The organism is Synechococcus sp. 1G10, assembly GCF_002252625.1.
Classification (GTDB): Bacteria; Cyanobacteriota; Cyanobacteriia; order PCC-6307; family Cyanobiaceae; genus Regnicoccus_A.
Genome location: NZ_NQKW01000002.1, coordinates 74,207 through 100,304 on the forward strand (window position 1 = coordinate 74,207; position 26,098 = coordinate 100,304).

At 65.0% G+C, this 26,098-nt stretch carries 19 protein-coding genes and 1 tRNA gene; 13 read left to right on the forward strand and 7 right to left on the reverse strand.

The features are described 5' to 3' along the window. Positions 1–96 precede the first annotated feature (96 nt). Positions 97–2,013, forward strand: coding sequence for a transketolase C-terminal domain-containing protein (locus CJZ82_RS02395; protein WP_094554392.1), 1,917 nt, complete (start codon positions 97–99; stop codon positions 2,011–2,013). A gap of 6 nt (positions 2,014–2,019) precedes the next feature. Here the strand turns inward: CJZ82_RS02395 and CJZ82_RS02400 are convergent, their stop codons facing one another. Continuing rightward, entirely contained in the window at positions 2,020–2,781 is a 762-nt protein-coding gene (locus CJZ82_RS02400; protein ID WP_143593515.1) for a glycosyltransferase, read from the reverse strand. Further along, complete coding sequence (acsF, locus tag CJZ82_RS02405; protein WP_094554219.1) at positions 2,778–3,806, reverse strand: magnesium-protoporphyrin IX monomethyl ester (oxidative) cyclase; 1,029 nt, start codon at positions 3,804–3,806, stop codon at positions 2,778–2,780. Before acsF ends, CJZ82_RS02400 begins: the two co-directional genes overlap by 4 nt. 132 nt (positions 3,807–3,938) lie before the next feature. Here acsF and CJZ82_RS02410 point away from each other — a divergent pair, with 132 nt between their 5' ends. Genes CJZ82_RS02410 through CJZ82_RS02435 form a run of 6 tightly spaced genes read left to right on the forward strand, consistent with a single transcriptional unit; the run spans position 3,939 to position 10,286 of the window. Then, positions 3,939–4,244, forward strand: a complete 306-nt coding sequence (locus CJZ82_RS02410; RefSeq protein ID WP_094554220.1) for a helix-turn-helix transcriptional regulator — start codon at positions 3,939–3,941, stop codon at positions 4,242–4,244. Next, positions 4,244–4,927, forward strand: a complete 684-nt coding sequence (locus tag CJZ82_RS02415; protein ID WP_094554221.1) for a pentapeptide repeat-containing protein — start codon at positions 4,244–4,246, stop codon at positions 4,925–4,927. Before CJZ82_RS02410 ends, CJZ82_RS02415 begins: the two co-directional genes overlap by 1 nt. Before the next feature lie 2 nt (positions 4,928–4,929). Then, positions 4,930–6,090 (forward strand): HlyD family secretion protein, encoded by a 1,161-nt coding sequence (locus tag CJZ82_RS02420; protein WP_143593516.1) that lies wholly within the window; start codon positions 4,930–4,932, stop codon positions 6,088–6,090. Next, positions 6,068–8,032 (forward strand): ATP-binding cassette domain-containing protein, encoded by a 1,965-nt coding sequence (locus tag CJZ82_RS02425; protein WP_094554223.1) that lies wholly within the window; start codon positions 6,068–6,070, stop codon positions 8,030–8,032. Before CJZ82_RS02420 ends, CJZ82_RS02425 begins: the two co-directional genes overlap by 23 nt. Further along, the gene (locus tag CJZ82_RS02430) at positions 8,029–9,153 is read left to right on the forward strand and encodes an ABC transporter permease (RefSeq protein WP_094554224.1); all 1,125 of its coding nucleotides are present in this window, start codon (positions 8,029–8,031) and stop codon (positions 9,151–9,153) included. The genes CJZ82_RS02425 and CJZ82_RS02430 overlap by 4 nt, the downstream gene beginning before the upstream one ends. After that, positions 9,150–10,286 carry an ABC transporter permease gene (locus CJZ82_RS02435; RefSeq protein WP_233129987.1) on the forward strand — a complete coding sequence of 379 codons (1,137 nt, stop codon included), beginning with the start codon at positions 9,150–9,152 and terminating at the stop codon, positions 10,284–10,286. Before CJZ82_RS02430 ends, CJZ82_RS02435 begins: the two co-directional genes overlap by 4 nt. Before the next feature lie 57 nt (positions 10,287–10,343). Here CJZ82_RS02435 and CJZ82_RS02440 read toward each other — a convergent pair whose 3' ends face one another. Together CJZ82_RS02440 and CJZ82_RS02445 are read right to left on the reverse strand one after the other, a co-directional pair. After that, complete coding sequence (locus CJZ82_RS02440; protein ID WP_094554225.1) at positions 10,344–11,507, reverse strand: glycoside hydrolase family 10 protein; 1,164 nt, start codon at positions 11,505–11,507, stop codon at positions 10,344–10,346. Positions 11,508–11,592: 85 nt separating this feature from the next. After that, a tRNA-Ser gene (locus CJZ82_RS02445) sits at positions 11,593–11,677 on the reverse strand. A 208-nt stretch (positions 11,678–11,885) separates the two neighbouring features. Here CJZ82_RS02445 and folP point away from each other — a divergent pair. Beyond that, entirely contained in the window at positions 11,886–12,743 is an 858-nt protein-coding gene (gene folP, locus CJZ82_RS02450; protein ID WP_094554394.1) for a dihydropteroate synthase, read from the forward strand. Here the strand turns inward: folP and katG are convergent. Continuing rightward, entirely contained in the window at positions 12,740–14,929 is a 2,190-nt protein-coding gene (katG, locus tag CJZ82_RS02455) for a catalase/peroxidase HPI (protein ID WP_094554226.1), read from the reverse strand. The two genes, folP and katG, sit on opposite strands and share 4 nt — an antisense overlap. 386 nt (positions 14,930–15,315) lie before the next feature. On the opposite strand from katG, the gene CJZ82_RS02460 reads away from it, so the two are divergent. From CJZ82_RS02460 to CJZ82_RS02480, 5 genes are all read left to right on the forward strand, one after another. Next, complete coding sequence (locus CJZ82_RS02460; protein WP_143593517.1) at positions 15,316–15,747, forward strand: hypothetical protein; 432 nt, start codon at positions 15,316–15,318, stop codon at positions 15,745–15,747. Between the two features lie 198 nt (positions 15,748–15,945). After that, entirely contained in the window at positions 15,946–17,049 is a 1,104-nt protein-coding gene (locus CJZ82_RS02465; protein WP_233129988.1) for an OFA family MFS transporter, read from the forward strand. A gap of 79 nt (positions 17,050–17,128) precedes the next feature. Continuing rightward, positions 17,129–17,872: a sulfite exporter TauE/SafE family protein gene (locus tag CJZ82_RS02470; RefSeq protein WP_094554228.1), complete on the forward strand. Its 744-nt coding sequence runs from the start codon at positions 17,129–17,131 to the stop codon at positions 17,870–17,872. A gap of 64 nt (positions 17,873–17,936) precedes the next feature. Next, positions 17,937–18,551 carry an esterase/lipase family protein gene (locus CJZ82_RS02475; RefSeq protein ID WP_369820011.1) on the forward strand — a complete coding sequence of 205 codons (615 nt, stop codon included), beginning with the start codon at positions 17,937–17,939 and terminating at the stop codon, positions 18,549–18,551. Positions 18,552–18,586: 35 nt separating this feature from the next. Next, positions 18,587–19,705, forward strand: a complete 1,119-nt coding sequence (locus tag CJZ82_RS02480; RefSeq protein ID WP_233129989.1) for a glycosyltransferase family 2 protein — start codon at positions 18,587–18,589, stop codon at positions 19,703–19,705. A gap of 33 nt (positions 19,706–19,738) precedes the next feature. Here the strand turns inward: CJZ82_RS02480 and CJZ82_RS02485 are convergent, their stop codons facing one another. Both CJZ82_RS02485 and CJZ82_RS02490 read right to left on the reverse strand, forming a co-directional pair. After that, positions 19,739–21,931, reverse strand: a complete 2,193-nt coding sequence (locus tag CJZ82_RS02485; RefSeq protein ID WP_094554230.1) for a beta-glucosidase — start codon at positions 21,929–21,931, stop codon at positions 19,739–19,741. Positions 21,932–22,065: 134 nt separating this feature from the next. Continuing rightward, positions 22,066–26,097, reverse strand: a complete 4,032-nt coding sequence (locus CJZ82_RS02490) for a magnesium chelatase subunit H (RefSeq protein WP_094554231.1) — start codon at positions 26,095–26,097, stop codon at positions 22,066–22,068. Position 26,098: the final 1 nt, after the last annotated feature.

Below are 26,098 nucleotides of genomic sequence, written 5' to 3' on the forward strand. Positions count from 1 at the left end.
CTGAACCGTCGGCCGGTGAGTGAAGACTTCATCTTCTGACCTCAGCGGCGAGCTCGCCCAGAAGTGCTGGAATGCGGCCACTCCCTGAGCGCCGTCATGACCGCCACCATCACCAACCCATTCCCGATCGATCTGGATGCCTTCCAGCCGCTTGCTCTCGATCCTGATCAGCCCAGCCTGAGCGCCAGCCAGCGGGAGGCGCTGAAAGCCAACATCCAGCTCTGCCGAGACGCGATCATCTTCTTCACCGCCACCGGTGCGGCCCGGGGCGTGGGCGGTCACAGCGGCGGGCCGTTCGACACGGTGCCGGAGGTGATGATCCTCGATGCCTTCTTCCGCGGCAAGCCGGACCAGTTCCTGCCGGTGTTCTTCGATGAGGCCGGCCACCGGGTGGCCACCCAGTACCTGATCAGCGTGCTGCGGGGCGAGCTGCCGGCCGAGGCGCTGCTGCAATACCGCGCCGCCCACTCCAGGCTGCCGGGCCATCCGGAGCTGGGTTTCACTCCTGGTGTGCAGTTCAGCTCGGGCCGGCTCGGTCACCTCTGGCCGTTCGTGAACGGCGTCGCCCTGGCCCACCCCGGCAAAACCCTGTTCTGCCTCGGCTCCGACGGCGCCCAGCAGGAGGGCGATGACGCCGAGGCGGCCCGCTTCGCGGTGGCTCACGGGCTGAACGTGAAGCTGGTGATCGATGACAACGACGTGACGATCGCCGGGCATCCCTCCCAGTACCAGCCCGGCTACGACCTGGAGCGCACCCTCGCTGGCCATGGTCTCGCCACTCTCACCGGCGACGGTGAGGACCTCGACGATCTGTATGGCCGCCTCTGCCGCGCCGTGGGCACGAACGGCCCCGTCGCGGTGATCAACAAGCGGCCGATGGCGGTGGGAATCGAGGGTCTGGAGGGCACAACCCACGGCCACGACGTGATCCCGGTGGACCTGGCGATCGCCTACCTGGAGCAGCGCGGCCAGAACGGTGCCGCCACCTATCTCAAGGGCATCGTCAAACCCGCCAATCCCGCCACCTTCCTCGGTTCAGGCCAGCGGCTGGAGGCCAATCGCAACGTGTTCGGCGATGTGGTGGTGGAGATCCTGGGCGCCATGACGCCTGAAACCCGCAAGGACAGCGTGCTGGTGGTGGACAGCGACCTGGAGGGCTCCTGCGGCCTGGCCCAGATCCGCAAGGCCCATCCGGAGATCTTCGTGAGCGGCGGCATTATGGAGCGGGCAAATTTCTCGGCGGCCGCCGGATTCGGCATGGAGGCCGGCCGCCAGGGGATCTTCGCCACCTTCAGCGCCTTCCTGGAGATGATCATCTCCGAGGTCACCATGGCGCGGCTGAACGGGGCCAATGTGCTCAGTCACTTCTCCCATGCCGGCATCGACGACATGGCCGACAACACCTGCCATTTCGGTCTCAACAACTGCTTTGCAGACAACGGACTGGAGGAGAACGACAGCACCCGCCTCTATTTCCCGGCTGATGCGGCCCAGATGAAGGCCTGTGTGAAGGCCGTGTTCGCTGATCCCGGCCTGCGCTTCATCTTCTCCACCCGCTCGAAGGTGCCCAATCTGCTTGATGCCGCCGGCAATGAACTGCACGGTGAGGGCTACAGCTTTGAGAGCGGCAAAGATGAGCTGGTGCGGGAGGGCAGCGCCGGCTATGTGGTGAGCTTCGGTGAGTGCCTCTACCGCGCCCTTGATGCGGTGGAGCGGCTGCGGGCAGAGGGACATGATGTGGGTCTGATCAACAAACCCACCCTCAATGTGGTGGATGAAGCCATGATCGCCAGGGCGGGCGCCTCCCCCTTCGTGCTGGTGGTGGAATCCTTCAACCGCCGCACCGGCCTCGGCAGCCGCTACGGCACCTGGCTGCTGGAGCGGGGCTTCACCCCCCGCTACGGCCACCTGGGCACCCACAAGGAGGGCTGCGGCGGCCTCTGGGAGCAGTTCCCCCACCAGGGCCTCGATCCCGACGGGATCATCAGCCACGTCAAGGGCCTGCTGGGCTGAGGCCGATCACCCGTTCCTGCTGATGACAGGGGGATCAGGCGCTGAAGCGTGAGACGTGAATGGTGAAGGGGGTGCCACCAGGGGACGGTTCATGGCCTCGCGGGCCTCAAGCCAGCGTTGGGATTCGGGCATGTCCAGGCAGTCGTCGAACCAGGGGCCGCCGAGCGTGTAGTGCAGCACCTTCGCTGCAGCCGGAATCGGTTGCACTCCCACCAGCACGTTCCACTCCGGCGGCAGTTCGCCGATCTCCCGATCCGCCAGCCAGCGGAACTGGTGCAGCTCCAGCCCCGTGGCCGTGTTCACAAACTCCGGAGTCAGCGCCGTGCAGCGCTCGCAGTTGAACAGCACCACCGACGACCAGTTCTTGCGGCCATAGGGCGTCTGCGGCATGCCCTGGAACTTCAGCCCCTCCTCACACTCGTGCTGGTGCTTCACCACCTGAACCGCCATGCTCTCGTCGCGCAGCGCCCAGAGTTCGGCGATGTCGCCCAGGCAGAGCATGTCGGCGTCGATGAACAGGGCCCAGCCCTGGTAGCCGGCCAGCCATGGCACCAGGAAGCGGCTGAAGGAGAAATCGGTGCTCTGATTCGGGTCACGCTCCCGGGTGTACACGCCCCTGAGCTGATCGAGCCGCACCTGGCCGATCTGCACCGGGATGCTGGCGTGGGCCTGGAACGAGGCGGTGAGCACGTTCACGGCCACCTCTTCGCGGCGGTCGTAGCCGATGAACACCCGCGCCACTGGGGCGCCGTTGATGTCGTGGGTCATGCCGCTGAAGCCGGAACCATCGGCTGCAGGAATTGCTGGAGCAGCAGCTGCCCGAAGCGCAGCCGCCGACCCAGTTGCCTCAGGGGCCCGGCACCCTCGGCCTTGCCGGCCTGCAGCTCGCGGTGGCAGGCCACCATCCGGTCGCGCAGTTCCAGGTAGCGGCTGCCCTCAAGGTCGAACACCCAGGGGAAGGCGCGGCGGGCGGTGCGGTTGGTCTGGCGCATCACCTCGGCATCGAAGGCGGCGGGATCCATGCCCAGCAGACGGTAGAAGTCGCCCCGCTCGCACACCGTCAGGCTGTGGGTGAGGAACACACTCCAGAGGAAGAAGCGGCTGAGCAGCCGTCCGCGCAGGCCATGGCGCAGGCCGGGCCAGCAACGGATCAGCATGTTGAAGATGTCGCCGTGGCGGTTCTCGTCCTGGCACCAGGGTTCGAAGAAATCGAACAGCGGCGTAAAATTATTATCTGGGCTCGCCTTGAGATGGCGATCGATCAGAATGTAGCGCCAGTAGCCTATTTTCTCGGAGAGAAACACGCTGTAGAGCACCCAGCTGAGCGGGAACCAGGTGATCGGCCGCCTGGTGCTGAGCTTGGGCAGATCGAGTGTGATGCCCTCGGCGACCAGCGCCCGGTTGAGGAAGCCGGCATGGCGGGCCTCATCCCGCGCCATCAGCTGGAACAGGCGTCCGAGCTCGGGGCGCTCCGCCTGGAAAAGGCGCCTGGAGAGTTCCTTGAACAGCAGGAACCCCGAGAACTCCGACACGCAGGAGCGGACCAGGTAGCTCTCATAGGCCTCCTTCTCCTCCGGGCTGAGGTCCTTGAGACGATCCAGCGGTGCCTTGCGATCGAAGTGGTCGCGGTTGTAGTCGGCCTCCATTTCGTTGAGCATCGCCTCGAAGGCCGGCCGCTGGCCATTGATGTCGGTGCGGGCCGCCTTCTCGATCTCGGTGGTGTAGAAGCGCGGCGTGAGCAGGTCCTCGCGCAGGTGCGGGGTGGTGGCCGGGGCTGCAGTGGCGGTGGTCATCGGCAGGTGTGCGCTCTGACGCGAAATGCATAACGACAACATGATACTACGAAAGGCCGTCTTTGCATTCCAGCGTTGCTGCGGCAGCGCGCTAAAATCTCATTGCAGCCTGTGCTCCCGCGTGACGCCGCCATGGAAGCCCTTGCCGACTACTTCAAGGTGTTCTCCGAGCCCAACCGCCTCACGGTTCTGGAGGCCCTGCGCTCCGGAGCCCTCAATGTCACCGCGGTGGTGGAGAAGACCGGCCTCAGTCAGGCGCTGGTCTCGAAGCACCTCAAGTTGCTGATGATCGCCGGTGTGGTGCGCCGCCGGCCCGAGGGCAGCCTCGTCTTCTACGACGTGATCGACAAGGGGGTGTTCCGGTTGATGGCCCAGTCCGAAAAGCTGCTGCTGGCTGCCCGCCGCCAGCAACTCGATGATCTGGCGGCGATCTTCTGATGACCACAACAGCCACCCCGCCGCCGCCGCTGCCCACTTCAATCGAGGAGCTGCGCCAGGCCCTTGCCAGTGGCCGCCGCAGTTTCATCGGTCTGCGCCTGCCCGATGTCGACGGCCTCCACCTCGATCTTTCCGGCTGCGACCTGAGCCTGGGCTGCTTCCGCGAGGCGCGCTTCGGCCATGCCTGCCTGCGCGAGGCCCATGTGGAGGGCGCAAGCTTTCAGCAGGCCCTGATCTGGGGCGCCGACCTCTCCGGTCTGCAGGCAGCGGGTTCCAGCTGGCAGGAGGCCGACCTCTCGGGATCCCGCCTGCAGCGGGCCGATTTCAGCCGTGCCCTGCTCCACCGCTGCTGCCTGCGCGGGGTGGTGGCCGCCAACAGCCGCTGGCGCGAAGCTCGGCTGGTGGAGGCCGATTTCCGCTCCGGGCTCGACCAGCACACCGATCTGGGCGGTGCCGACTTCGAGGGGGCTGATCTCAGCTACGCCCACCTCCAGGGTGCCCAACTGCGGGGCGCCAGCCTGCGCGGGGCCTGCCTCTACGGCACCAACCTGCGCGAGGCCGATCTGACCGGTGCCGATCTCAGCGGTTGTGATCTGCGCGACTGCCAGCTGGTCGGCAGCGATCTCAGCGGCGCCTGCCTGGAGGGCAGCCGCCTGCCCGCCGGCGGCTCGGGGTGCGCCTGACGTTGAATCCCCTCGCCTGGCCCAGGCGGCAGCAGCTGCTGATCGGCGGCGGCCTGGCCCTTGCGGCCGCCGGCCTGGCGGGCTGGCTGTGGCTGGGACGATCCAGCGGTGGCCCCCTGAAGCTGAGCGGGCGGATCGAGGGCTACGAAACCGATCTCGGCGCCCGGATCGGCGGCCGCGTGGCTGAGGTCACGGTCCGGGAAGGGGAGCGCGTCAAGGCTGGGCAGTTGCTGGTTCGCCTCGATGACGAGGAGGTGCTCGCCCGCCTGCGCGGTGCCCAGGCACGGCTGGCCTCCGCTCGTCAGCAGCTGAACCAGAGCCGCTCCCAGATCGATGTGGTCGACAGCCAGATCCGCGAATCCCGTCTGACCGTGGCTCAGGCCGAGCAGGACAACCTGGGCCGGGTGGGTCAGGCCAGGGCCAACCTGGCGAGTGCCGAAGCCCAGCTGGCCCAGACCCAGGCCCAGCAGCGCCTGGCGAGGGTGACCCTGGGGCGCACCGAGTCGCTGGTGCGGCAGGGGGCGGCCTCACCCCAGTCGTTGGATCAGGATCGCACTGCCCTCGAAACCTCCGAGGCCGCGGTGACCGCCCAGCAGCGCCAGGTGGAGGCGACCCGCGGCGCCCTGGCCCTGGCGGCTTCGACGGGTCTCAATCCATCGATTCGCTCGGCCCAGCTCCAGGCCCTGAGCGAGCAGCGCAAGCGCGCTGTGGCCGGGGTGCGGGCTGCCCAGAGCGATGTGCGCAGTGCCCAGGCGGCCGAGCAGCAGGTGAAGGCGGAAGCCGCCTATCTGAGGATTCACTCGCCCCTGGCTGCCGTTGTGATCTCCCGCAGTGTCGAGCCCGGCGCCGTGGTGGCCAGCGGCCGCACCCTGCTCACCCTGCTGGATCCCGCCACGGTGTATCTGCGCGGCTTCATTCCCCAGGGGGAGATCGGGCGGGTGCGCCTGGGGCAGCAGGCCCGGATCTACCTGGATTCAGACCCCCGCCGGCCATTGGCGGCGCGGGTGGCGGAAGTCGATGCCCAGGCCTCCTTCACCCCCGAGACCATCTATTTCCAGCGCGACCGTGTCAGGCAGGTTTTCGGCCTGAAGCTGGCCATCGAGGATCCGGCCGGCTACGCCAAACCGGGAATGCCTGCCGATGCCGAGATCCTCACCCCCTGATCCCGCTCACAACAACGCCGGCCGCAGCGTGGCAAGTGTTGTGGTGAGCGTGGAGGGTCTGCACAAGTGCTACGGCAGCCGCCCGGCCGTGGCCGGCCTGGATTTCAGGGTGAGCGAAGGTGAGATCTTCGGCCTGATCGGCCCCGATGGCGCCGGCAAGACCACCACTTTCCACATCCTCGCCGGGGTGATCGAGCCCAGCGGCGGCCAGGTGCGGGTGCTGGGCAGCCCTCCCCGCGAGGCCCGCGAGCGGGTCGGCTACCTCACTCAGCAGTTCTCCCAGTACCCCGACCTCAGCGTCGAGGAAAACCTGCGCTACGTGGCCGGCCTGCGGCTGGTATCCCCAGCTCTCTGGCGGGAGCGGCGCACTCCCCTGCTCAGGCGCCTGGGTCTGGAGCCCTTCGCCGATCGCCTCGCCAGCCAGCTCTCCGGTGGCATGAAGCAGAAGCTGGCCCTCTGCTGTGCCCTGATCGACAGGCCACGGCTGCTGTTGCTCGACGAACCCACCACTGGAGTGGATCCGGTCTCCCGCCGCGATTTCTGGGACGTGCTCGCCACCCTGGCGGAGGAGGGGGTCACGATCGTGATCGCCACCCCTGATCTGGTGGAAGCCGAGCGCTGCCACCGCATCGCCCTGGTGCAGCAGGGGAGGATCGAGAGCCTGGGTTCGCCGGCCGCCCTGAAGCAGGGGCTGGGGCTGAGCCGGCTGGAGCTGAGGGGGGCCGCGTCGGCTGCGGCGGAACCGCTGCTCAGTGGTGGAGCGATCGTCGATGTGCAGACCTTCGGCGACCGGCTCGATCTGCTTGTGAACGATGCGGCCACGGGAGAAGCCCAGGTGCGGGAGCTGTTCCGCCGTCAGGGGTTGCCGCTTCAGGAGCTGCTGATCACCGCTCCCACCCTCGAGAACGTGGTCGTGATCAGCCAGCGCCGCCGCTCCGGGGAGCTGCCACTGCTGCCCTTCCCGGGGGTGCAGGGCAGCCGCCGGCGCCGCGCCGATCCCGCCATCGCAGCCCGGGGCCTCAGCCGCCGCTTCGGGGCTTTCGAGGCCGTGCGCCAGCTGACGCTGGAGATCCGCTACGGCGAGATCTTCGGTCTGCTGGGGGCCAACGGTGCCGGCAAGACCACCACGATCAAGATGCTCTGCGGCCTGCTGGCCCCCAGCTCCGGCGAGATCGTGCTGGCGGGGGAGTCGAAGTTGCTGCGTGGCCCGGATCTGCTGCGCCGGATCGGCTACATGAGCCAGAAATTCACCCTCTACGACGACCTCTCGATCCGGGAAAACCTGGAGTTTTACGCCGGCGTCTACGGCATCCCGGGTCCCCTGCGTCAGCCCCGCATCGACTGGGTGATCGCCAGCTGTGGGCTGCAGGGGCAGGAGCAGCTGCTCACCGCGAAGTTGCCCGGGGGCTGGAAGCAGCGAGTGGCCTTCGGCGCCGCCGTGCTGCACGATCCCGAGGTGCTCTTCCTGGATGAGCCCACCTCAGGGGTGGATCCCCTGGCGCGGCGGCAGTTCTGGAGCCTGATCAACGCCTTTGCCCGCCGGGGCACCGCCATCCTCGTGACCACCCACTACCTGGAGGAAGCGGAGCAGTGCAACCGGCTCTGCTTCATGGTGGCCGGCGAAAAAGTGATCGAGGGCAGCCCAGGCGCGATCAAGGCTGCCCAGCCGGGCCAGGTGCTTGAACTGGTGCTGCCGCAGGATCAGCTCCAGAGCGCCACTCTTCTGCTGCGGCGGCACTGGCAGCCCTGGCGGGTCAGTCGCTTCGGCGACCGCCTCCATCTGGTGCTGGATGATCCGGAGCGGGAGGTCGAGGGCCTGCAGCTGCTGCTGAGCCAGGCCCAGCTCAGCCTGGAAGGACTGCGCCGGGTGCCCCATTCCCTTGAGGATGCCTTCATCGGCACCGTGCAGCGGGCCCAGGCGCGAGAAGGGGAGGGCAGATGAGGCGAATCCTGGCCCAGTGCCGCAAGGAGTTGCTGCAGTTCCGCCGCGACCGGCTCACGCTGGGTCTGGCCTTTCTGCTGCCCCTGCTCACCCTGCTCATCTTCGGTTTCGCCATCCGCCTTGAAACCAAGGTGATTCCGATCGTGGTGCAGGACTTTGACCGCAGTCCGCTAAGTGCCGCTTACACCGACCGCCTCTTCGCCACCGATCAGTTCCGGCCAGCCCCCTGGCGGGGCGACGACCCGGTGGCCGACGCGATCGATCGGGGCCTGGCCAAGGCGGCAGTGATCATTCCGCCGGAGTTCAGCCGCCGCCTCAAGGCCGGCCAGCCGGTGGAGGTGCAGGTGCTGGTGGATGGCACCGACACCAACAATGCCCGGGTGATCCGCAACAGCATCCAGGGCACCACGGCGTTCTTTCTCTCCGAGAAGGAGCTGCTCACGAACCCGCCGCCGGTGCAGGCGCTGACGCGGTTGTGGTTCAACCCCGGTCGCAAGGAATCGCTGTACATCGTGCCGGGGGTCTATGCCGTGGTGCTCTGGATCTTTCCCTCCCTGCTGGCCGCGATCGCGATGGTGAAGGAGAAGGACAAGGGCACGATCCTGCAGGTCTATGCCTCGGGGATCCGTGCGCCCGAGCTGCTGCTGGGCAAGGCCCTGGCCTACCTGCTGGTGGGGGTGAGCATGGCCGTTGTGGTGATGGGGCTGGGGGGGCTGATCTTCCAGCTCGGCTTCGCCGGCGACCCGACGCCCCTGCTGGTTGGCACCACGATCTATCTGGCCGCCGCCGTGCTCTTCGGGCTGCTGCTGGGGGTGCGCAGCGCCAACCAGAATGCGGCTGTGCAGGGAGTGTCGCTGGTGGGGTTTCTTTCCGCCCTGCTGCTCTCGGGCTTCATCTATCCGCTCAGCAACATCCCCCCACCGCTCTCGCTGGTGTCGGCCCTGATCCCGGCGCGCTACTTCATCGTCATCAGCCGTGATGCCTTCGTCAGAGGAACGGGCTGGGCCGGTGTCTGGCTGGATGTGCTGATGATCCTGGCCCTGGCGGCGCTGCTCTATCTGGTCACGCTGCGCTCCCTTGGCTCCCTGCAGCTGGCCGATGGCGGTGGTGGCGGGCCGTGAGGATCCTGTGGCACGGCTGGCGAGTGCTGGTGGCCAGTCGCCTCTGGGCCCTGCTGCGCAAGGAGGTCCAGCAGATCCTGCGCGACCGGCAGCTGATCAAGTTGCTGATCATTCCCCCCACCCTGCAGCTGCTGATCTACGGCTTCGCCCTCAACCCAGAGGTGCACAACCTCAAGCTGGGGGTGGTCGATTACGCCCAGGTTGCGGCGAGTCGGGAGCTGGTGTCGGCCCTCACCGCCAACCGGATCTTCCTGGCCAGCTCCTATCCCAGCAGCGAACAGGAGCTGGCCCGGCAGGTGGAGCGCGGAGAGCTGACGGCCGGCCTGGTGATCCCACCGAACTTCAGCAAGCGGCTGGCCAGCGGTGACACCGCCCGGGTGCAGGTGTTCATCGATGGCGTCGACGCCAACAGCGCCGGCATCGCCAGCGGTTACATCCAGCAGATCCTGCGCCGGTTCCGGCCGGAGGCGGGGGTTTTGCCGCCCACACCGCCGGTGCGCACCCAGGTGCGCTTTCTCTACAACCCCGGTCTCACCAGCAGCTGGTTCTTCGTGCCCGGGGTGATCGGTCTGGTGCTCACCCTGATCGCCACCCTGGTGTCGGCGGTGACGCTGGTGCGCGAGAAGGACAGTGGCACGCTCGAGCAGCTGCTGATGACCCCAGCTGGCGCCTGGGAGATCCTGCTGGCCAAGATCCTGCCCCTGGTCGTGTTGCTGATGGGGGATGTGCTGCTGGCACTGGCCCTCGGCCGGCTGGTGTTCGGTGTGCCCATCCGGGGCGATCCGTTTTTGCTGCTGGCCCTCTCGGGGCTGTATCTGTTCGTGGGGATCGGCGTGGGGATCATGCTGGCCACGGTCTGCCGCTCCCAGCAGCAGGTGATGCTCACGGCCTTCTTCATCACCTTGCCGATGGTTCAGACCTCCGGCGCGATCGCGCCGATCGAGAGCATGCCGGCCTTCTTTCAGGCCCTCTCCCTGCTCAATCCCCTGCGCCACTACATCGCCATCCTGCGGGGGCTGCTGCTCAAGGGTGTCGGTCTCGAGGCACTCTGGCCCCATGCCCTGGCCTTGCTGGTGATGGCGCCGCTGTTGATGGCCATCAGTGTCTCGCGCTTCCGCAGCCAGCTGAGCTGATCGGTGCTTTTGATCGGCGCCATATCCCCTTAGGCGTTGCGTTGCTTCACCTGGGCCTCAGAGGGGCGTGCGGGGCGCAGGGCTGGGGAACAGGGACAGGAAGCCCTCGCGGCGCAGGTTTTCGGCTTCGGCGGTGGCATTCCAGAGCGATTCGAAATAGAAGAACGCCACCCCCATGCCCCTTTGCCGGGCCGTCTGCACCTGATCCTGAATCAGCTGCATCGGTGCGGGCTTGGTGCGCAGGCCTGTCATCACGCCGATCGCGGTGGGGATTTTCTTCCGGGTTTCCGCGAGCTCGGGGCGCGCCACCTCGGCCGCAAAGCTGGCGACGTCGGGGCGGTAGAGCTGCACGATCACTTCATCGACGATATTGCGCCGCACCCAGCCTAGCCAGTCCTGCAGCTGCAGCTTGTAGGCGAAGTCGTAGTAGTTGGGGGAAACGGAGACGATCGACCTGGGCTTTTTGGCATTCACGGCCTTGTCCAGCTCGACCATGAAGGCCGTGATCTTGTCGGCTCGCCACTTGATCCAGGCCTGATCCATGGGGTTGCTTGGCACCGGACGATTGGTCTCCTTGGTGTAGAGCGCTTTGGTGTAACTGTCGTAGCCGAATTCATTGGGCAGGCTCATGTGGTCATCGAACTGGATGCCATCGCCGTCGTAGTTGCCCACCACTTCCAGCACCAGCTCGGTGATGAACTGCTGCACCTCCGGCCTGAAGGGGTTGAGCCACACCACTTCTCCGGCAGCGCTGATCGATGTGCGGCTGCCGTCCTGCCGCTGGGTGAGCCAGCTCGGATGTTGCTGGGCCAGCTCCGAAAAGGGTGGAGCCATGAAGCCGAATTCGAACCAGGGGATCACGAGCATGCCTTTTGCATGGCCCTCACTGATCACATCCGCCAGGATGTCCTGGCCTTCAAGGCCCTTGTAGGAAAACGACTGAATCTTTCGCCTACGGGTCACCTCACTGGTATGAATCGCATAGCCGGAATTCCAGACCACCGGATAGACGGTGTTGAAATGCATCTCCTTCAGCTGGTCCATCGCGGCTCGCAACTTGGTGCGATCGCGCATGGTGCTCATGTCGTTGGTGGTCATCCACACGCCGCGGATCTCGCTGCGGCTGGCCTGGGCGGCACTGGGGGCGGGCAGGGCCTGCACCATCGCCAGCAGCAGTCCGCAGAGCATCAACACCGGCAGCAGCCATCGCGTTCGTCTCAAGGTGCCGTTCGGATCACAAGCCGGCCGACGTTAGCGGCAGTTTCCGCAGCTCTCCAGCGATCGCGGCAGGAGAGCGTGCAGGCAACGGAGGGGGCGGGATTCGAACCCGCGGAAGGTTTCCCTTCGCCGGTTTTCAAGACCGGAGCCATCAACCACTCGACCACCCCTCCAGGGCGCTGCCATCGGCCCGAGAACCGCTGACCTGGACAGTTTCCCATGGAACCCGGGACGAGGCGGCGGGGGCTGAGGATGGATCGCGCCACGGCAGTGCCGACCATGGCCTCCAGCAGAGCATCGTCGGATCCAGCGGCTGAGCCGGCGGGGTCTGATCCAGTTCAGCGAGGGGGCGCTCTCCCCTGGGGCTTGCGCACCTACGTGATGGGGGTGATCAATCTCACCCCCGATTCCTTCAGTGATGGTGGCCGCTACCCCACCCCCGCTGCCGCCCTGCGTCAGGCCCGGGCGATGGTGGCCCAGGGGGCTGATCTGCTCGATCTCGGCGGCCAGAGCACCCGGCCGGGGGCCGCTGAGATCAGCGCCGAGCAGGAACTTGGGCGGGTGCTGCCGGCCCTGGAGCTGATCCGCTCTGCATGGGCCGATACAGGAGGCCCACTGATCTCGATCGACACCTTCCGGGCCCCGGTGGCCGCGGCTGCTCTGGCGGCCGGCGCCCACTGGATCAACGACGTGAGCGGCGGTCGCCGCGACCCCGAGATCCTCTCGGTGGTGGCGGAGTTCGGCTGTCCCTATGTGCTGATGCACAGCCGCGGCGACAGCCGCAGCATGGATGGGCTGGCCGCCTACGCCGATGTGGTGGCCGAGGTGCGTGAGGAGTTGCTGCGCGCCAGCGAGGCGGCGCACTCGGCGGGGATCCGGGCTGATCAGCTGATCTGGGACCCGGGCCTGGGCTTCGCCAAAACCACCGAGCACAACCTGGCGCTGCTGCGGGGGCTGGCAGACCTGCGCCGCGAAGGTTTCCCCCTGCTGGTGGGGCCTTCGCGCAAACGCTTCATCGGCGCGGTGCTCAACGAACCCAGACCCCGCGCGCGGCTGTGGGGCACGGCGGCTGTCTGCGCCCAGGCGATCACGCAGGGTGCCGATGTGCTGCGGGTGCACGATGTGGCGCCGATTGTGCAGACCGCCCGGATGGTGGATGCGATCGTTCGCTCCTCGCCGCCTGTGCCGGCTCGTGAAGGACCCGAAGCTCCGGTAGGCGGTTTTTCCGCAAACTCTTAGGAGAAGCGATCGAGCGTCATCACCTTGTTCCAGGCCGAAACGAAATCGGTCACGAACTTGGCGGGTCCATCGTTCTGGGCATACACCTCCGAGAGGGCCCGCAGCTGGGAGTTGGAGCCGAACACCAGATCCACCCGGGTGCCGCTCCAGCGCAGCTCGCCCGTGCGGCGGTCGCGTCCTTCGAAGCTGTCGCCGGCCTCTGAGCTGGGCGTCCACACCGTGTCCATGTCGAGCAGGTTCACGAAGAAGTCGGTGCTGAGGGTGCCGACGCGGTGGGTGAACACGCCATGGGCCGAGCCGCCGGTGTTGGCACCCAGCACCCTCAGGCCGCCGACCAGCACCGTCAGCTCCGGTGCGCTCAGGCCCAGCAGCTGGGCCCGGTCGATCAGCAGCTCTTCCGCCCGCACCTTGAAAGCCCGCTTCTGGTAGTTGCGGAAGCCGTCGGCCTGGGGCTCCAGCACCGCGAAGGAGGCGGCATCGGTCTGCTGCTGGGAGGCATCTGTGCGGCCTGGGCTGAAGGGCACCTCCACGGCATGGCCAGCGGCGGCAGCGGCGGCTTCCACCGCCGCGCCACCGGCCAGCACGATCAGATCCGCCAGCGACACCCGGGTGCCATCACCCTGGGCCGCGTTGAAGCTCTGCTGAATCCCTTCCAGCACTGCCAGCACCCGCGCAAGCTGCTCGGGCTGGTTCACTTCCCAGTCTTTCTGGGGCGCCAGGCGCAGGCGGGCGCCATTGGCACCGCCGCGCTTGTCGGAGCCGCGATAGGTGGAGGCCGATGCCCAGGCCGTCGCCACCAGCTCCGGCACCGTCAACCCCGAAGCCAGCACTCGGGCCTTGAGCTCGGCGATGGCAGCGGCGCCGATCAGGGGATGGTCAGGGGCGGGGATCGGGTCCTGCCAGATCAGATCCTCATCCGGTACTTCGGGACCGAGGTAGAGCACCTTCGGGCCCATGTCCCGGTGGGTGAGCTTGAACCAGGCGTGGGCAAAGGCATCGGCGAAGGCCTGCTGATCCTGGTGGAAGCGGCGAGCGATCGGTTCATAGATCGGATCGAAGCGCAGCGAAAGATCCGCTGTGGTCATCATCGGCCTGTGCCGCCTCGTGGGGTCGTGGGCGTCGGGGATCAGGTGCTCCTCGCGTACATCCTTCGCCCGCCACTGCCACGCGCCGGCCGGGCTCTTCTCCAGTTCCCACTCGTAGCCGAAGAGCATCTCGAAGTAGCCCCGGTCCCAGGTGGTGGGATTGGGCTTCCAGGCCCCCTCGATGCCGCTGGTGGTGGCATCGGCGCCCTTGCCGCTGCCGAAACGGTTGTGCCAGCCCAGCCCCTGCTCCTGCAGGCTGGCCCCTTCCGGTGCGGGTCCAACCAGCTCCGGACTGCCGGCCCCGTGGGCCTTGCCGAAGGTGTGGCCGCCGGCCACCAGAGCCACCGTTTCCTCGTCGTTCATGGCCATGCGCGCGAAGGTTTCGCGCACGTCCCGCCCGGAGGCCACCGGGTCGGGAACGCCACCCGGGCCTTCGGGATTCACGTAGATCAATCCCATCTGCACGGCGGCGAGGGGGTTCTCCAGCTCCCGATCGCCGCTGTAACGCTCATCGCCGAGCCAGGTTGTTTCGCCGCCCCAGTAGATGTCTTCCTCCGGCTGCCAGATGTCGACGCGGCCGCCGCCGAAGCCGAAGGTGGCAAAGCCCATTGATTCGAGGGCGCAGTTGCCGGCCAGAATGATCAGATCGGCCCAGGAGAGCCGGTTGCCGTAGGTCTGCTTGATCGGCCAGAGCAGCCGCCGGGCCTTGTCGAGGTTGCCGTTGTCGGGCCAGCTGTTGATCGGCGCGAAGCGCTGGTTGCCCGTGCCGCCGCCGCCGCGGCCATCGCCGGTGCGGTAGGTGCCGGCGCTGTGCCAGGCCATGCGGATGAACAGACCGCCGTAGTGGCCCCAGTCGGCCGGCCACCAGTCCTTGGAGTCGGTCATCAGCGCGTTCAGATCACGCTTCACGGCGGCGAAATCCAGTTCGTTGAACGCCTGGGCGTAGTTGAACTCAGCCCCGAGCGGATTGGAGGCCGGCGCGTGCTGGTGAAGGATCGAAAGGTTGAGCTGGTGGGGCCACCAGTTGCGGTTGGATTGATCCCCGGCGGTGGTGGGGGCCCCGGAGCGGCCTGCGAAAGGGCACTGGCTGATGGCCGTCATCGTCCGTCTCCTCTTGGTGCCTGGAAAGACTTCACCTGTTCGGAACCTAGGCAGACGATCGCCCTGCGGAACCACTGCGTCATATCCCTTAGGGCTTGCACCTTGACGTAGGCTCAGCCATCCAGGACTTTCCCCCGCGAGCTGATGAGGGTGCTGCCTGTCTGCTCGGAAAATCAGGTTTTGGGGTGTATTTATCGCTCGGAAATGATCATTACCTGGATATGATCTTCACCAAGATATGATCTTCTTGCAGATATTGTCTTCGTGTAGATATGATGTTTGCTCGGATATGAGCTTTGTTAATCGACTTCTTCCGCATGGAGTAGTTTCGGCGGGAGAGCCAGCCTGCGCAGGCCATAGTCCTGTGATCCCAACAGGTGTAGGAATTGCATAATCAGGCCTGGGAATTGCATCTTGAGGTCAACTGGAGCCTGGTTTCAGTCGAACCGTCAATATCTGAATTGATGTCTTGTTGCTCCGATGAGTCCAGCAACGTGGCGACTCAGGCGCTGCTGGGCTCGATCGCGGCTGAGATAAAAACCGCCATCCCAGGCGCTGAGTTGCGCCTGTACCTCAACCCAGTTTCCCGAGCAGAGCATGCCCGCATTTATATCCACTCCAGGTTCATCAGCAAGCAGCAGTTCTTTCTGGATAAGGAGCTTGGTCAGAACAAGCTTACCCCGTTTCTGCGTATCCGTTGCCAGAACGCTATTGCCGATCTTGTGGCTGATCTCTGCAAGCCGATGTGCCTGTTCCATCTGCTCTGGCTTGCTGACACGGCTGCCATCTTCTGGCAGGAAGGTGATCGGAGTCGATAGTCTGCCATTGCGAATGTCGCTTTTGTTGTTGCGTCTGGCTCGCTGGTCCCTGTGACACTTCATACAACTCACCATCAGCCTCAACTCAAGTTGTTGGGGCAACCTGCGGAGCAAAGCCGATGGCTTCTTATTCCTTTTGGAATCATTATTCTGCTTTGCTTGGGAAGTGTGTATTCCTAGAGTATTTTCAGGACTCCCTTGGAAGGGGAGCTTGGAATCAGTGCCACACAAAGCCTGCTTCCATTTACATTTGGTTTGGTCTTTTATGCTGGCATGATGCCAATTGCGGGTTTTTGTATTCCTCGTATTGGTACTCGCGTCACGACAGTTATCGGAGGTATTGTCGTAGGCTTGGGCTATATACTTGCCAGTTTTGCTACTCATGTTGGAGCTCTTGTTGTCACCTACGGGATGATCGCTGGAACAGGTGTGGGCATTGTCTATGGTGTCCCCATAGTGGTCGTCTCTCGCTGGTTTCCTGATAAGAAAGGCCTCGCCGTGGGCTTGACGATTATTGGTTTTGGGCTTTCGCCCTTGATTACGGCTCCTCTTGCCAATCAATTGATTGAAGCCTACACAGTTCGCCCCACCTTGCGCCTGCTTGGCATTGCTTTTACGTTCATCATCCTGGCTCTTTCTCTGGTGATGAAGTTGCCGCCTAAGGGCTGGCAGCCTCGGCACCATGCTGCTGCTGTTGCTGGCTCAGCCCTGGTCAATACCCGAAACCTATTCCATCATCGATCGTTTTATGGGTTATGGCTCTGCTACGCGATCGGAACCCTGGTCGGCTTGACCGCGATTGGTATTTCCAGTTCAGTCGGGGAGGAAATAATTGACATCAATCCTACTGTGGCAGCCTGGAGCGTGTCTTTATTCGCTTTGTTTAATGGCGTCAGTCGTCCGCTGTTTGGCTGGTTAAGCGATCGGTTCAAGCCCCACTATGTTGCCATATTGTCCTATGCGCTGATCCTTATTGCCTGCGTGCTGATGATCAATGCTGAAGCTGGCCAGGTTGCCACATATCTGGCTGCCTTCTGCTTGTTCTGGTTCTGTCTTGGCGGGTGGTTGGCCATGGCTCCAACCATTACTCTCCGCTTTTTCAATCCCGAAAAGTATGCCCAGAATTATGGAATTGTTTTTACTGCCTATGGAGTTGGTGCCTTGATTGGTACTTTATTAGCTGGTCATATTCGAGATCTGTTCGGAAGTTATGACCTTGTCTTCTATCCGATGGCAGTTCTGGCTATGATTGGTGCCGTTATTGCTTGCCTGCTGCTTAAGCGAGAGCGATCTACTGCCTGACAAGTTTGCATTGACATCTTGTAAGTCTAACCTGCGGTGACTAGTGGATCATGTTTGCTATCTGCAGCGCCCTCTGTCCATGAATGATGATCACATCCTGCTGTTGTGCATCGCCATCGGTGGGGTGGCGTTTTTGTACTCATCTGTTGGTCATGCAGGCGCTTCCGGCTATATCGCCGTCTTGTCGCTGGCCGAGTTGTCACCCAGTGCCATCAAGCCAACCGCGCTGATGCTCAATATTCTTGTGGCGACGATTGCCACATGGCAGTTTGCACGACGCGGCCACTTTTCATGGTCACTATTTTGGCCATTTGCTGTGTTGGCAGTGCCCATGGCGTTTGTTGGTGGCTACCTCAATCTTCCAGTAACCGCATTCAGGCTCATTGTCGGAGTCGTGCTTGTTCTGTCGGCTGTGAGATTCATTGTTGGTCAAAGTGCTGATACGGCAAGCTCGCCACCGGCAATTGCCTGCGCAATTCCAATCGGTGCTGGGCTCGGATTGTTATCAGGGCTTACGGGCACGGGTGGCGGTATTTTCCTCACCCCTTTGCTGCTGATGATGCGGTGGTCAACAGTCAAATCTGCTGCAGCCGTGTCTGCACTGTTCATCTTGCTGAATTCTGTGGCTGGTTTATTGGGCAATGTCAGCAGCACGAAAAACTTCCCGACTTTCGCGATCCCTCTGGCGATTGCCGCTGTCGCGGCAGGTTTTGCTGGAGCCCATTTCGGCAGTCACCGATTTCCTCACACCACCATCAAGCGCATTCTCGCCGCTGTGTTGTTGATTGCTGGCGGGAAACTGCTCATGACCGCCGCGACGTGACGCTGACCAGGGCGGTCGGTCACCACGGCTCTCAATTGGAGCCGCAGCTGGTTTTAATTGGTTGGTGGTATCAGCACGTTCTCCGATTCCGAGTCCCCCCCTGGTTCTGGTTCATGGGCTGCTCGACAGCCCAGCGGTGTTCAACAAACTCAGGCGTGAGCTGGCAGAACGACGGCCCCATCTGCTGATCCCTGCCCTGCCCCTGCGCCTCGGACTCACCCCGATCGAACAGGCTGCTGAGCTGCTCGGTGGCCACATCCGGGCGAGTCTGGGGCTGGAGGAGCCGATCGACCTGCTGGGCTTTTCGATTGGGGGCGTCATTGCCCGCACCTGGATTCAGCTGATGGGAGGGCACCAGCGCACACGGCGCTTCATCAGCGTGGGCAGTCCCCAGCAGGGAACGCTCACGGCCCAGCCCTGGCCTGGGCGCGTCTTCAAGGGCATCGCTGGTCTGAAGTGGGGCAGCGGCCTGCTGAAGCGCCTGAACGGCAACCTCGACACCCTGCACCGGATCGAGTGCCACAGCTTCTATTCCGCCATTGATCTGGCCGTGCTGCCGGGATGGCGCGCCGTGCTGCCCATCGGCGCCCGCACGGAGCTGCCGGTGGCGACACACCCCCAGCTGTTGCGTGATCCGGCTGCCATCGGGCCACTGACCAGGGAATTGCTCAGGCCGTGATCCCGTGCGTCTGAGGCCTGTTGCCCATAGCGTTAGTGGTTGCAGGACTGGTGCGCAAGATGGGCTGGGTTGGCGTTTCCATGCTGGTGCGCTGGCTGCTGGGCTGGGTCCTGGGCCTGCGCCTACCCCTCCTCCCAGCCGCCTCACCTGTTGAACCGCCCACGGTGTCGGTGCTGATCCCCGCTCGCAACGAGGAGTCGACGCTTCCCCATCTGCTCGATGGGCTTGCTCGCCAGAGCCTCAAGCCCCTGGAGGTGATCGTGGTGGATGACCACTCCAGTGATCGCACGGCCGCCATCGCCGCTGAGCCCCGAGCTGGCCTGCCGGTGGCCGTGCTCGCCTCGCTGCCATTGCCCCAGGGCTGGTGCGGCAAGACCTGGGCGCTGCACAACGGTGTGCTGGCCAGCCGCGGTGAGCTGTTGGTGTTCCTCGATGCCGACACCGAACCCGGTCCTGACTTCCTGGAGTGCCTGGTGGCGGCGCACCAGCAGCTCGGTGGACTGGTGTCGGTGCAGCCATACCACCGCACCGAGAAGCCCTACGAACAGCTCTCGCTGCTGTTCAACATGGTGGGGCTGATGGCCGTGCCCCTTGGGCCCGGTTGCGGCGTGGCCTTCGGGCCGGCGCTGGCCACCAGCCGCGCCGACTACGACCGCAGCGGCGGTCACGCGGCCGTTGCCGGCAAGGTGGTTGAAGACTGGTTCCTCGCCCATGCCTACGAACGGGCCGATCTGCCGGTGAGCGCTTTTCTCGGCTTCGGCCGGATCGCTTACCGCATGTACCCGGGCGGACTGCGCGACATGGTGGTGGGGTTCAACAAAAATTTCGCCACCGCTGCAGGTGAGGTGCGCTGGAGCTGGATGCTGGCCGTGCTGCTCTGGCTCTCCGGCCTGTTCTGGGCCGCCTGGTGCCTGCCGGCCTCGCTGCTGGGCTGGCCGCTGGTGGGTGATCGCGCCGTGCTCAGCAATGCGCTGGTCTACGGGGCCTATGCGCTCCAGCTGCTGGTGATCACCCGCCCCGTGGGTCGCTTCGCCTGGATCAACCTGCTGTTTCCCATTCCGGTGCTGTTCTTTCTCGGGGTGTTTCTGCTGGCGATCCTCAACCTCGAGCGCGGCAAGGTGCAGTGGAAGGGACGCACGTTCAGCACCCGCTGATGGCCAATTCCGTCGTTGTGGGTAACTCACATTTCAGTTGCTCACCCGCGCCGCTTCCATCTCCAGCGCAACCGCCAGGCCGACGTCCTCCACGTGCCTGGCCACCACCAGCCGGTGGGTGCCTTCCTCGGTCACGAAGCCATCCTGGGCTGGATCAAACCTGGCGAGGCTGCGCAGGGGGACCGCCAGCGTGATGCGCCTCGCTTCCCCGGCGGCCAGGTGCAGGCGCTGGAACGCCACCAGGGTTCGAGCCGGTCGCTCCAGCTCCCGGGCTGGGGGCTCCAGATAAAGCTGCACCACCTCGGCCGCCTCCATCTCGCCGGTGTTGGTGATCGTGACGCTCGTCTGCAGGTGATCGATCCGGCCATCAGCGCGCTGGAACTCGGCCGTCAGCTCGGAAGCCGTGAACTGGCTGTAGGAGAGCCCGAAGCCGAACGGAAACGCCGCGGCATGGCCGTCACGCTGGAGGCGCCGGTAGCCATGCCAGAAGTCGTAGACGACCTGCCGAGCTCGGGGTTCGAAGGGCGGCAGGTGGCAGGCCTGAGTCGGCATTGAGAAGGGCAGGCGGCCGGAAGGTGACACCCGACCGAGCAACACATCAGCCAGGGCAGCACCCCCTTGCTCTCCGGGATACCAGAGCAGCAGCAGGCCCGGAACCAGCTGCCGCCAGTCCTCGATCAGCATGGCGCCACCGCCCATCAGCACCACCACGGTGCGTGGATTGGCGCTGGCGACCTGGCGGATCAGGGCCACCTGATCCGCGGGCAGGTTCAGATCGGTGCGATCACCGGCGGCAAAGTCGCCGCCCTGCCGGGCTGAGGCGTAGCTGGTGATCCAGGCGAGCAGGTGGGCCAGGGGTCGCCAGAACGGCATCAGCCTGCGCCGCCCCACCAGGCGCAGCAGCCAGTCGGGTGGAGGAATCAGGCGCAGGATCGGGGCGATATCGCCCGGATGGATGTGCTCCCCTTCCAGGCGCCAGTCCAGGCCGGCAACCACCACAGCGGCGTCGCAGCGGGCCGCCAGTGCGGCCGCTGCCAGGGGGCTGCTGCCGCTGGCCTGCTCGATGCGCAGGTCGGGAGCCGCGGCCCGCAGCCCATCCAGCGGTGTCACCACCGTTCCCGGCAGTGGCCGGGTGTCCGAGGATCCACGATCCCCCAGGTTGGGTATCGACGCCAGCCGGCCGATCAGCGCCAGGGAGCTCAGGCCTTTGAAGGGCAGCACCTGCCCCTCGTTGCGCAGCAGCACAATCGAGCTGGTGGCCGCCTCGCGGGCCAGGGCACGGTGCGTCTCGCAGGAGCGAAGCGACGCCGGGTAAGCACCTGCAGGCACCCTCAGCTGCACCTGCAGCAGTCGCAGCACGGCCTCATCGATGCAGCCCATCGGCACCCGGCCGTCGGCGACGGCCTCCGGCAGGCATCCTGCGAACACCATCCGGAACGGCATTTCCAGGTTCTGGCCCGCCAGTACGGCGGCGACGCCATCACGCACGCCGAAGATGAAATCGCTGACCACGAAGCCGCGGAATCCCCAGCGCTGCTTGAGGATCCGTCGCAGCAGCTCCGGGTGCTGGCCGCACCAGTGGCCGTTGACCTGGTTGTAGGCGCTCATCATCGAACCGGCCCCGGCTTCCACGCAGTCCCGGAAGTGGGGGAGATAGAGCTCATGCAGCACCCGCTCGCTGACCTGCACGTCGACCAGGAACCGGGAGCTGTCGATCGAGTTGAGGGCGAAGTGCTTGACGCAGGCCACCGCATGGCGTTCCAACCCACGGGTCATGGCGGCCCCCAGGGCTCCCACGTGCACCGGGTCCTCCCCATAGGTCTCCTGGGCCCTGCCCCAGCCAGGGTGGCGCAGGAGGTTGATGCAGACCCCGGCCACCCAGTTGGCGCCGAAGGATCGGGCTTCACGAGCGATGGCCTCCCCGATGCGTTGCTCCAGGTCGGGATCCCAGCAGGCCCCCCGGGCCATCGGCACGGGGAATGTGGTGGCTCCACCCTCGAGCACCACGCCGCGGGGGCCATCGACGAACTGAAGGCCCGCCAGGCCAAGACGGGGCACCTGCGCCGCCGGCCAGGGATGGCGGTGGGAGGCCTGATGGAGGGCGATGTCCGCCATGCCGGACCAGAACGGGGTGTCACCGTCGAGCAGCTCCAGCTTCTCGGCCGTGGTGAGTTCGGCAAGCAGCTCCAGAGACTTCTCCTGGCTCGAGGATCCGCGCTCGTGCATGGTCACCCCTTCAACGGAAGGACCCTCTCAGGATCGCAACGCCCGGGCCAATGGCAGCAGATCAAACGGCTCCACGAGCTCCGGAGCCATCCCAGCATCAACCCGTCCGGCGTGATGCCGAACGGGTTCAGTGATCAACTGGCTTCAGCAGTGGTGACACCTTCAATCCGGTCTTCGATCTCCTGATAGATCTCCTGCAGCTGGGCGATGTTCTCATCGCTGGTGTCCCAGTAGCCGCGGCCGTTCACTTCCAGCAGGGTGCCAACGATGCGGCGGAAGCTGTGAGGGTTGAGCTCCATCAGCCGCTTGCGCATCTCGGGATCGTTGATGAAGGTGTCGTTAGCCTCTTCGTACACGAAGTTATCCACAGCGCCGCTGGTGGCGCTCCAGCCCAGGGTGAAGTTGAGCCGTTTGGCCACCTCGCGCACCCCCTCGTAGCCGGAATTGAGCATGCCCTCGTACCACTTGGGATTGAGCAGCTTGGTGCGGGAATCCAGGCGGATCGTTTCGCTCAGGCTGCGCACCTGGGCATTGGCGGTGGTGGTGTCGGCGATGTAGCTGGTCGGGGCCTTGCCGTCATCGCGCAGGCCGGCAATCAGCTTGGTGGGATCGGAATCGAAATAGTGGCTCACATCTGTGAGCGAAATCTCAGCCGAATCCAGGTTCTGGAAGGTCACATCGGCGGTTTTCATCGCCGACTCGAACACCTCACGGTTCTGGTTCATCTCACCGGGGTTGTCGGCGTTGAAGGCGAAGGTTTTGCGCGACAGATACATCTCCTGCAGGTCGCCCTCCTCCTCCCAGGTGCTGTTCTCCACCGCCAGGTTCACGTTCGAGCTGTAGCTGCCGCTGGCATTGGAGAACACCCGGGTGGCGGCCTCGCGCAGGCTGATGCCCTGTGCCGCCGCCTGCTCCTGGGAGTGCTTGCGCACGAAGTTCAGCTCCAGAGGCTCCTCGGCCTCAGCCGCCATCTTCACGCCCTGGTCAATCAGGCCCATCTGGTTGATGAACAGATCGCGGAACACCCCGGAGCAGTTCACCACCACGTCGATGCGGGGACGGCCCAGCTCTTCGAGCGTGATCAGCTCCAACTTGTTGACCCGCCCGAGCGAATCGGGCACGGGGCGCACACCGATGAACCAGAGAATCTGGGCAAGCGATTCGCCGTAGGTCTTGATGTTGTCTGTGCCCCAGAGCACGCAGGCGATCGTTTCCGGCCAGGTGCCCTGCTCGGCCTTCTGACGCTCGATCAACCGATCCACCACCACCTTGGCCGCGGCGATGGCGGCGCGGGTGGGAATCGCCTGGGGGTCGAGGGCGTGGATGTTCTTGCCGCTGGGCAGCACACCTGGGTTGCGGATCGGATCGCCACCGGGGCCAGGAATCACGTATTCGCCATCAAGCGCCCGCAGCAGGCTCTCCATCTCCATGTCGGCGCAGATCTGCTCCAGGCAGAAGCGCAGGTAGCCGAACAGTTTGTCGAGCTCGGTGGGCTCCACCGCGGCGAAGCCCGAGGCACGGCAGGAACTCAACCAGGGGCTGGGCCGCTCGTAGCCAAAGCGCTCAAGCAGGGCGAAGAACCAGCCGAAGCGGCCTTTGAGATCCACCCGACCATCACTGCCCGTGACTGCGCGCACCATCGAGGCCACGGCGGCGCGGCAGGCCTCGGTGATCCGTTGGTTCAGCTCCACATCGACCAGCACCCCGGCGTCGTTGCCGCGATACACCTCATCGATCGTGCGGCCCAGGCTTTCAGCCAGCAGAGCAGGCAGGCTGCGGTACCCCTCCTCCTCCCGCTCCAGGGCGGCGATGTTCACCAGGGTGGCAATCGCCTCCTCGGCTGTGGGCGGCTTGCCGATCGTGTGCAGGCCGCAGGGCAGCAGCCGACTCTCGATCTCCATCAGCTGGCTGTAAAGAGCACCCACCACCCCGTCACGGCCGTCGAGGTCGAGCTCGCTGGCGTCCACCTCCGGCAGGATCACGTCCTTGTCGAGGTTGCACTGGCGGGCGGTTTCCACGATCGCGTTGACGATCTGCACCCCACGGCTGCTCTCACGCAGCTGCTGGTAGGAGCCCACGAGTTCGCCCAGTTCCTTGAGGCCCCTGTAAAGGCCAGCGTTTTCGGCCGGTGGTGTGAGGTAACTGATCGTGGCGGCGTAGCCCCGCCGCTTGGCGATCGTGGCCTCCGAGGGATTGTTGGCCGCGTAGTAGTAGAGGTTCGGCAGGGCGCCGATCAGGGAATCGGGGTAGCAGGTGTCACTCATGCCCATCTGCTTGCCGGGCATGAACTCCAACGAGCCGTGGGTGCCGAAATGCAGCACCGCGTCGGCACCCCACACCTTCTCCAGATAGGTGTAGTAGGCGGCGAAGCCGTGGTGGGGGCTGGCGCTGCGGGAATAGAGCAGCCGCATCGGATCCCCCTCGTAGCCGAAGGTGGGCTGTACCCCCACGAACACATTGCCGAAGTGGCGGCCGTAGATCAGCAGGTTTGTGCCATCACTGTTGAGGTTGCCGGGAGGCTTTCCCCAGTTTTCTTCGAGCCGCTCGGAATAGGGGGTGAGCCGCTCGTATTCCTCCACGCTCATCCGGTGGGCGATCGCCAGCTCCGGTGCCCCTTGGAGCGCCTCCGGGTCGTTGATCACAGCCTCCATCAATGCCTTGGAATCCCGCGGCAAGTTCTGCACGTCGTAGCCCTTGCGCTTCATCTCCTCCAGCACCCGGTGGATCGAGCCGAACACATCCAGGTAGGCGGCGGTGCCCACGTTGCCCTTGTCGGGCGGGAAACTGAACACTGTGATCGCCAGCTTCTTCTCGATGCGGGGTTTGGTGCGCAGCGAGGCCCAGCGGATCACCCGCTCGGCGATCGCCTCCACTCGGTCCTGGAGGGTGTGGGCTTTGCCGGTGGCGTCGTCGCGGCCGCTGAGCACGATCGGCTCGATGGCGCCATCGAGCTCGGGAATGGCGATCTGCAGTGCCACCTGCACCGGGTGCAGCCCCAGGTCGCTCTCCTCCCATTCCTGGGTGGTCTGGAACACCAGTGGCAGGGCCACCATGTAGGGCCGGTTCAGCTTCGAGAGCGCCTCGATGGCGCGGGGATGGTCCTGGCGGGCTGGACCACCGATCAAGGCAAAGCCGGTGAGGCTCACCACCCCATCCACGATCGGTTGGTCGGGGTCGAGCGGGTCGTAGAAGAAGGCCTTGACCGGTTTGGAGAAATCGAGCCCGCCGCAGAACACCGGGATCACAGTGGCGCCGCGGTATTCCAGTTCCTGGATCACCGCCACGTAGTGGGCCTCATCGCCGGTGACGATGTGGCTGCGCTGCAGCACCAGACCGATCACCGGACCGCTTCTGGCCTTCTCGCTGAGGTCGGCGCGGCTGGCGTTCCAGTTCAGGTATTCCTTGAGGTCCTCGAACATCCCGGGAGCCATGGGGTGCCACAGGCCCAGATCCGGAAACACAACAGGTTCGGCCACCTGAAGTTCGGGTCGGCCGCTGTCGCCCCGGGGGAACACATATTTATCGGCCAGCATCAACAGGAAGTTGCGCAGGTTGTCCGGCGTTCCCCCCAACCAGTACTGAAAGCTGAGCATGAACGAGCGCGCATCCTGCGCCTTCTCCACCGGCAGATACTTCAGAACCGTGGGCAGGGTGTTGAGCAGTTTCAACATGGCGTCCTGGAAGCCGGCCCCATTGGCCTCCTTCCGCTTCTTCATGAAGCTGGCGATGGCGCTCTTGCTCTGGCCCAGCTGGGCCATGGAAAACGTGCCGAGCTTGTTGAGCCGCATCACCTCCGGCATCGAGGGAAACACCACCACCGCTTTCAGCCGGTCGCGGTGGGGTGCCACAGCTTCCACCACTTTCTGGGCCAGGTCTTCGATGAAGATCAGCGAGGCGATGAACACATCGGCTTCGGCCACATCGGCGCAGAAGGCGGCGTAATTCTCTGGGTCGCGCAACTCCTCGATCAGGTAGCCGCTCAGGTCCACCGCCAGGGCCGGGTTGGTGGCGTTGAGGCTGGTGGCCGCCTGGGTGAGGGCGTTCTGGTACTGGGGCTCAAGCACCACGTACACAGCGCGCATCACAGCCCGACCCTCACTGCCGGCGGGAGCCTCGCCGTTGCCAGGGGTGACCCGGCGGTTGGCGGAGCGAACCTGCGTGAACATC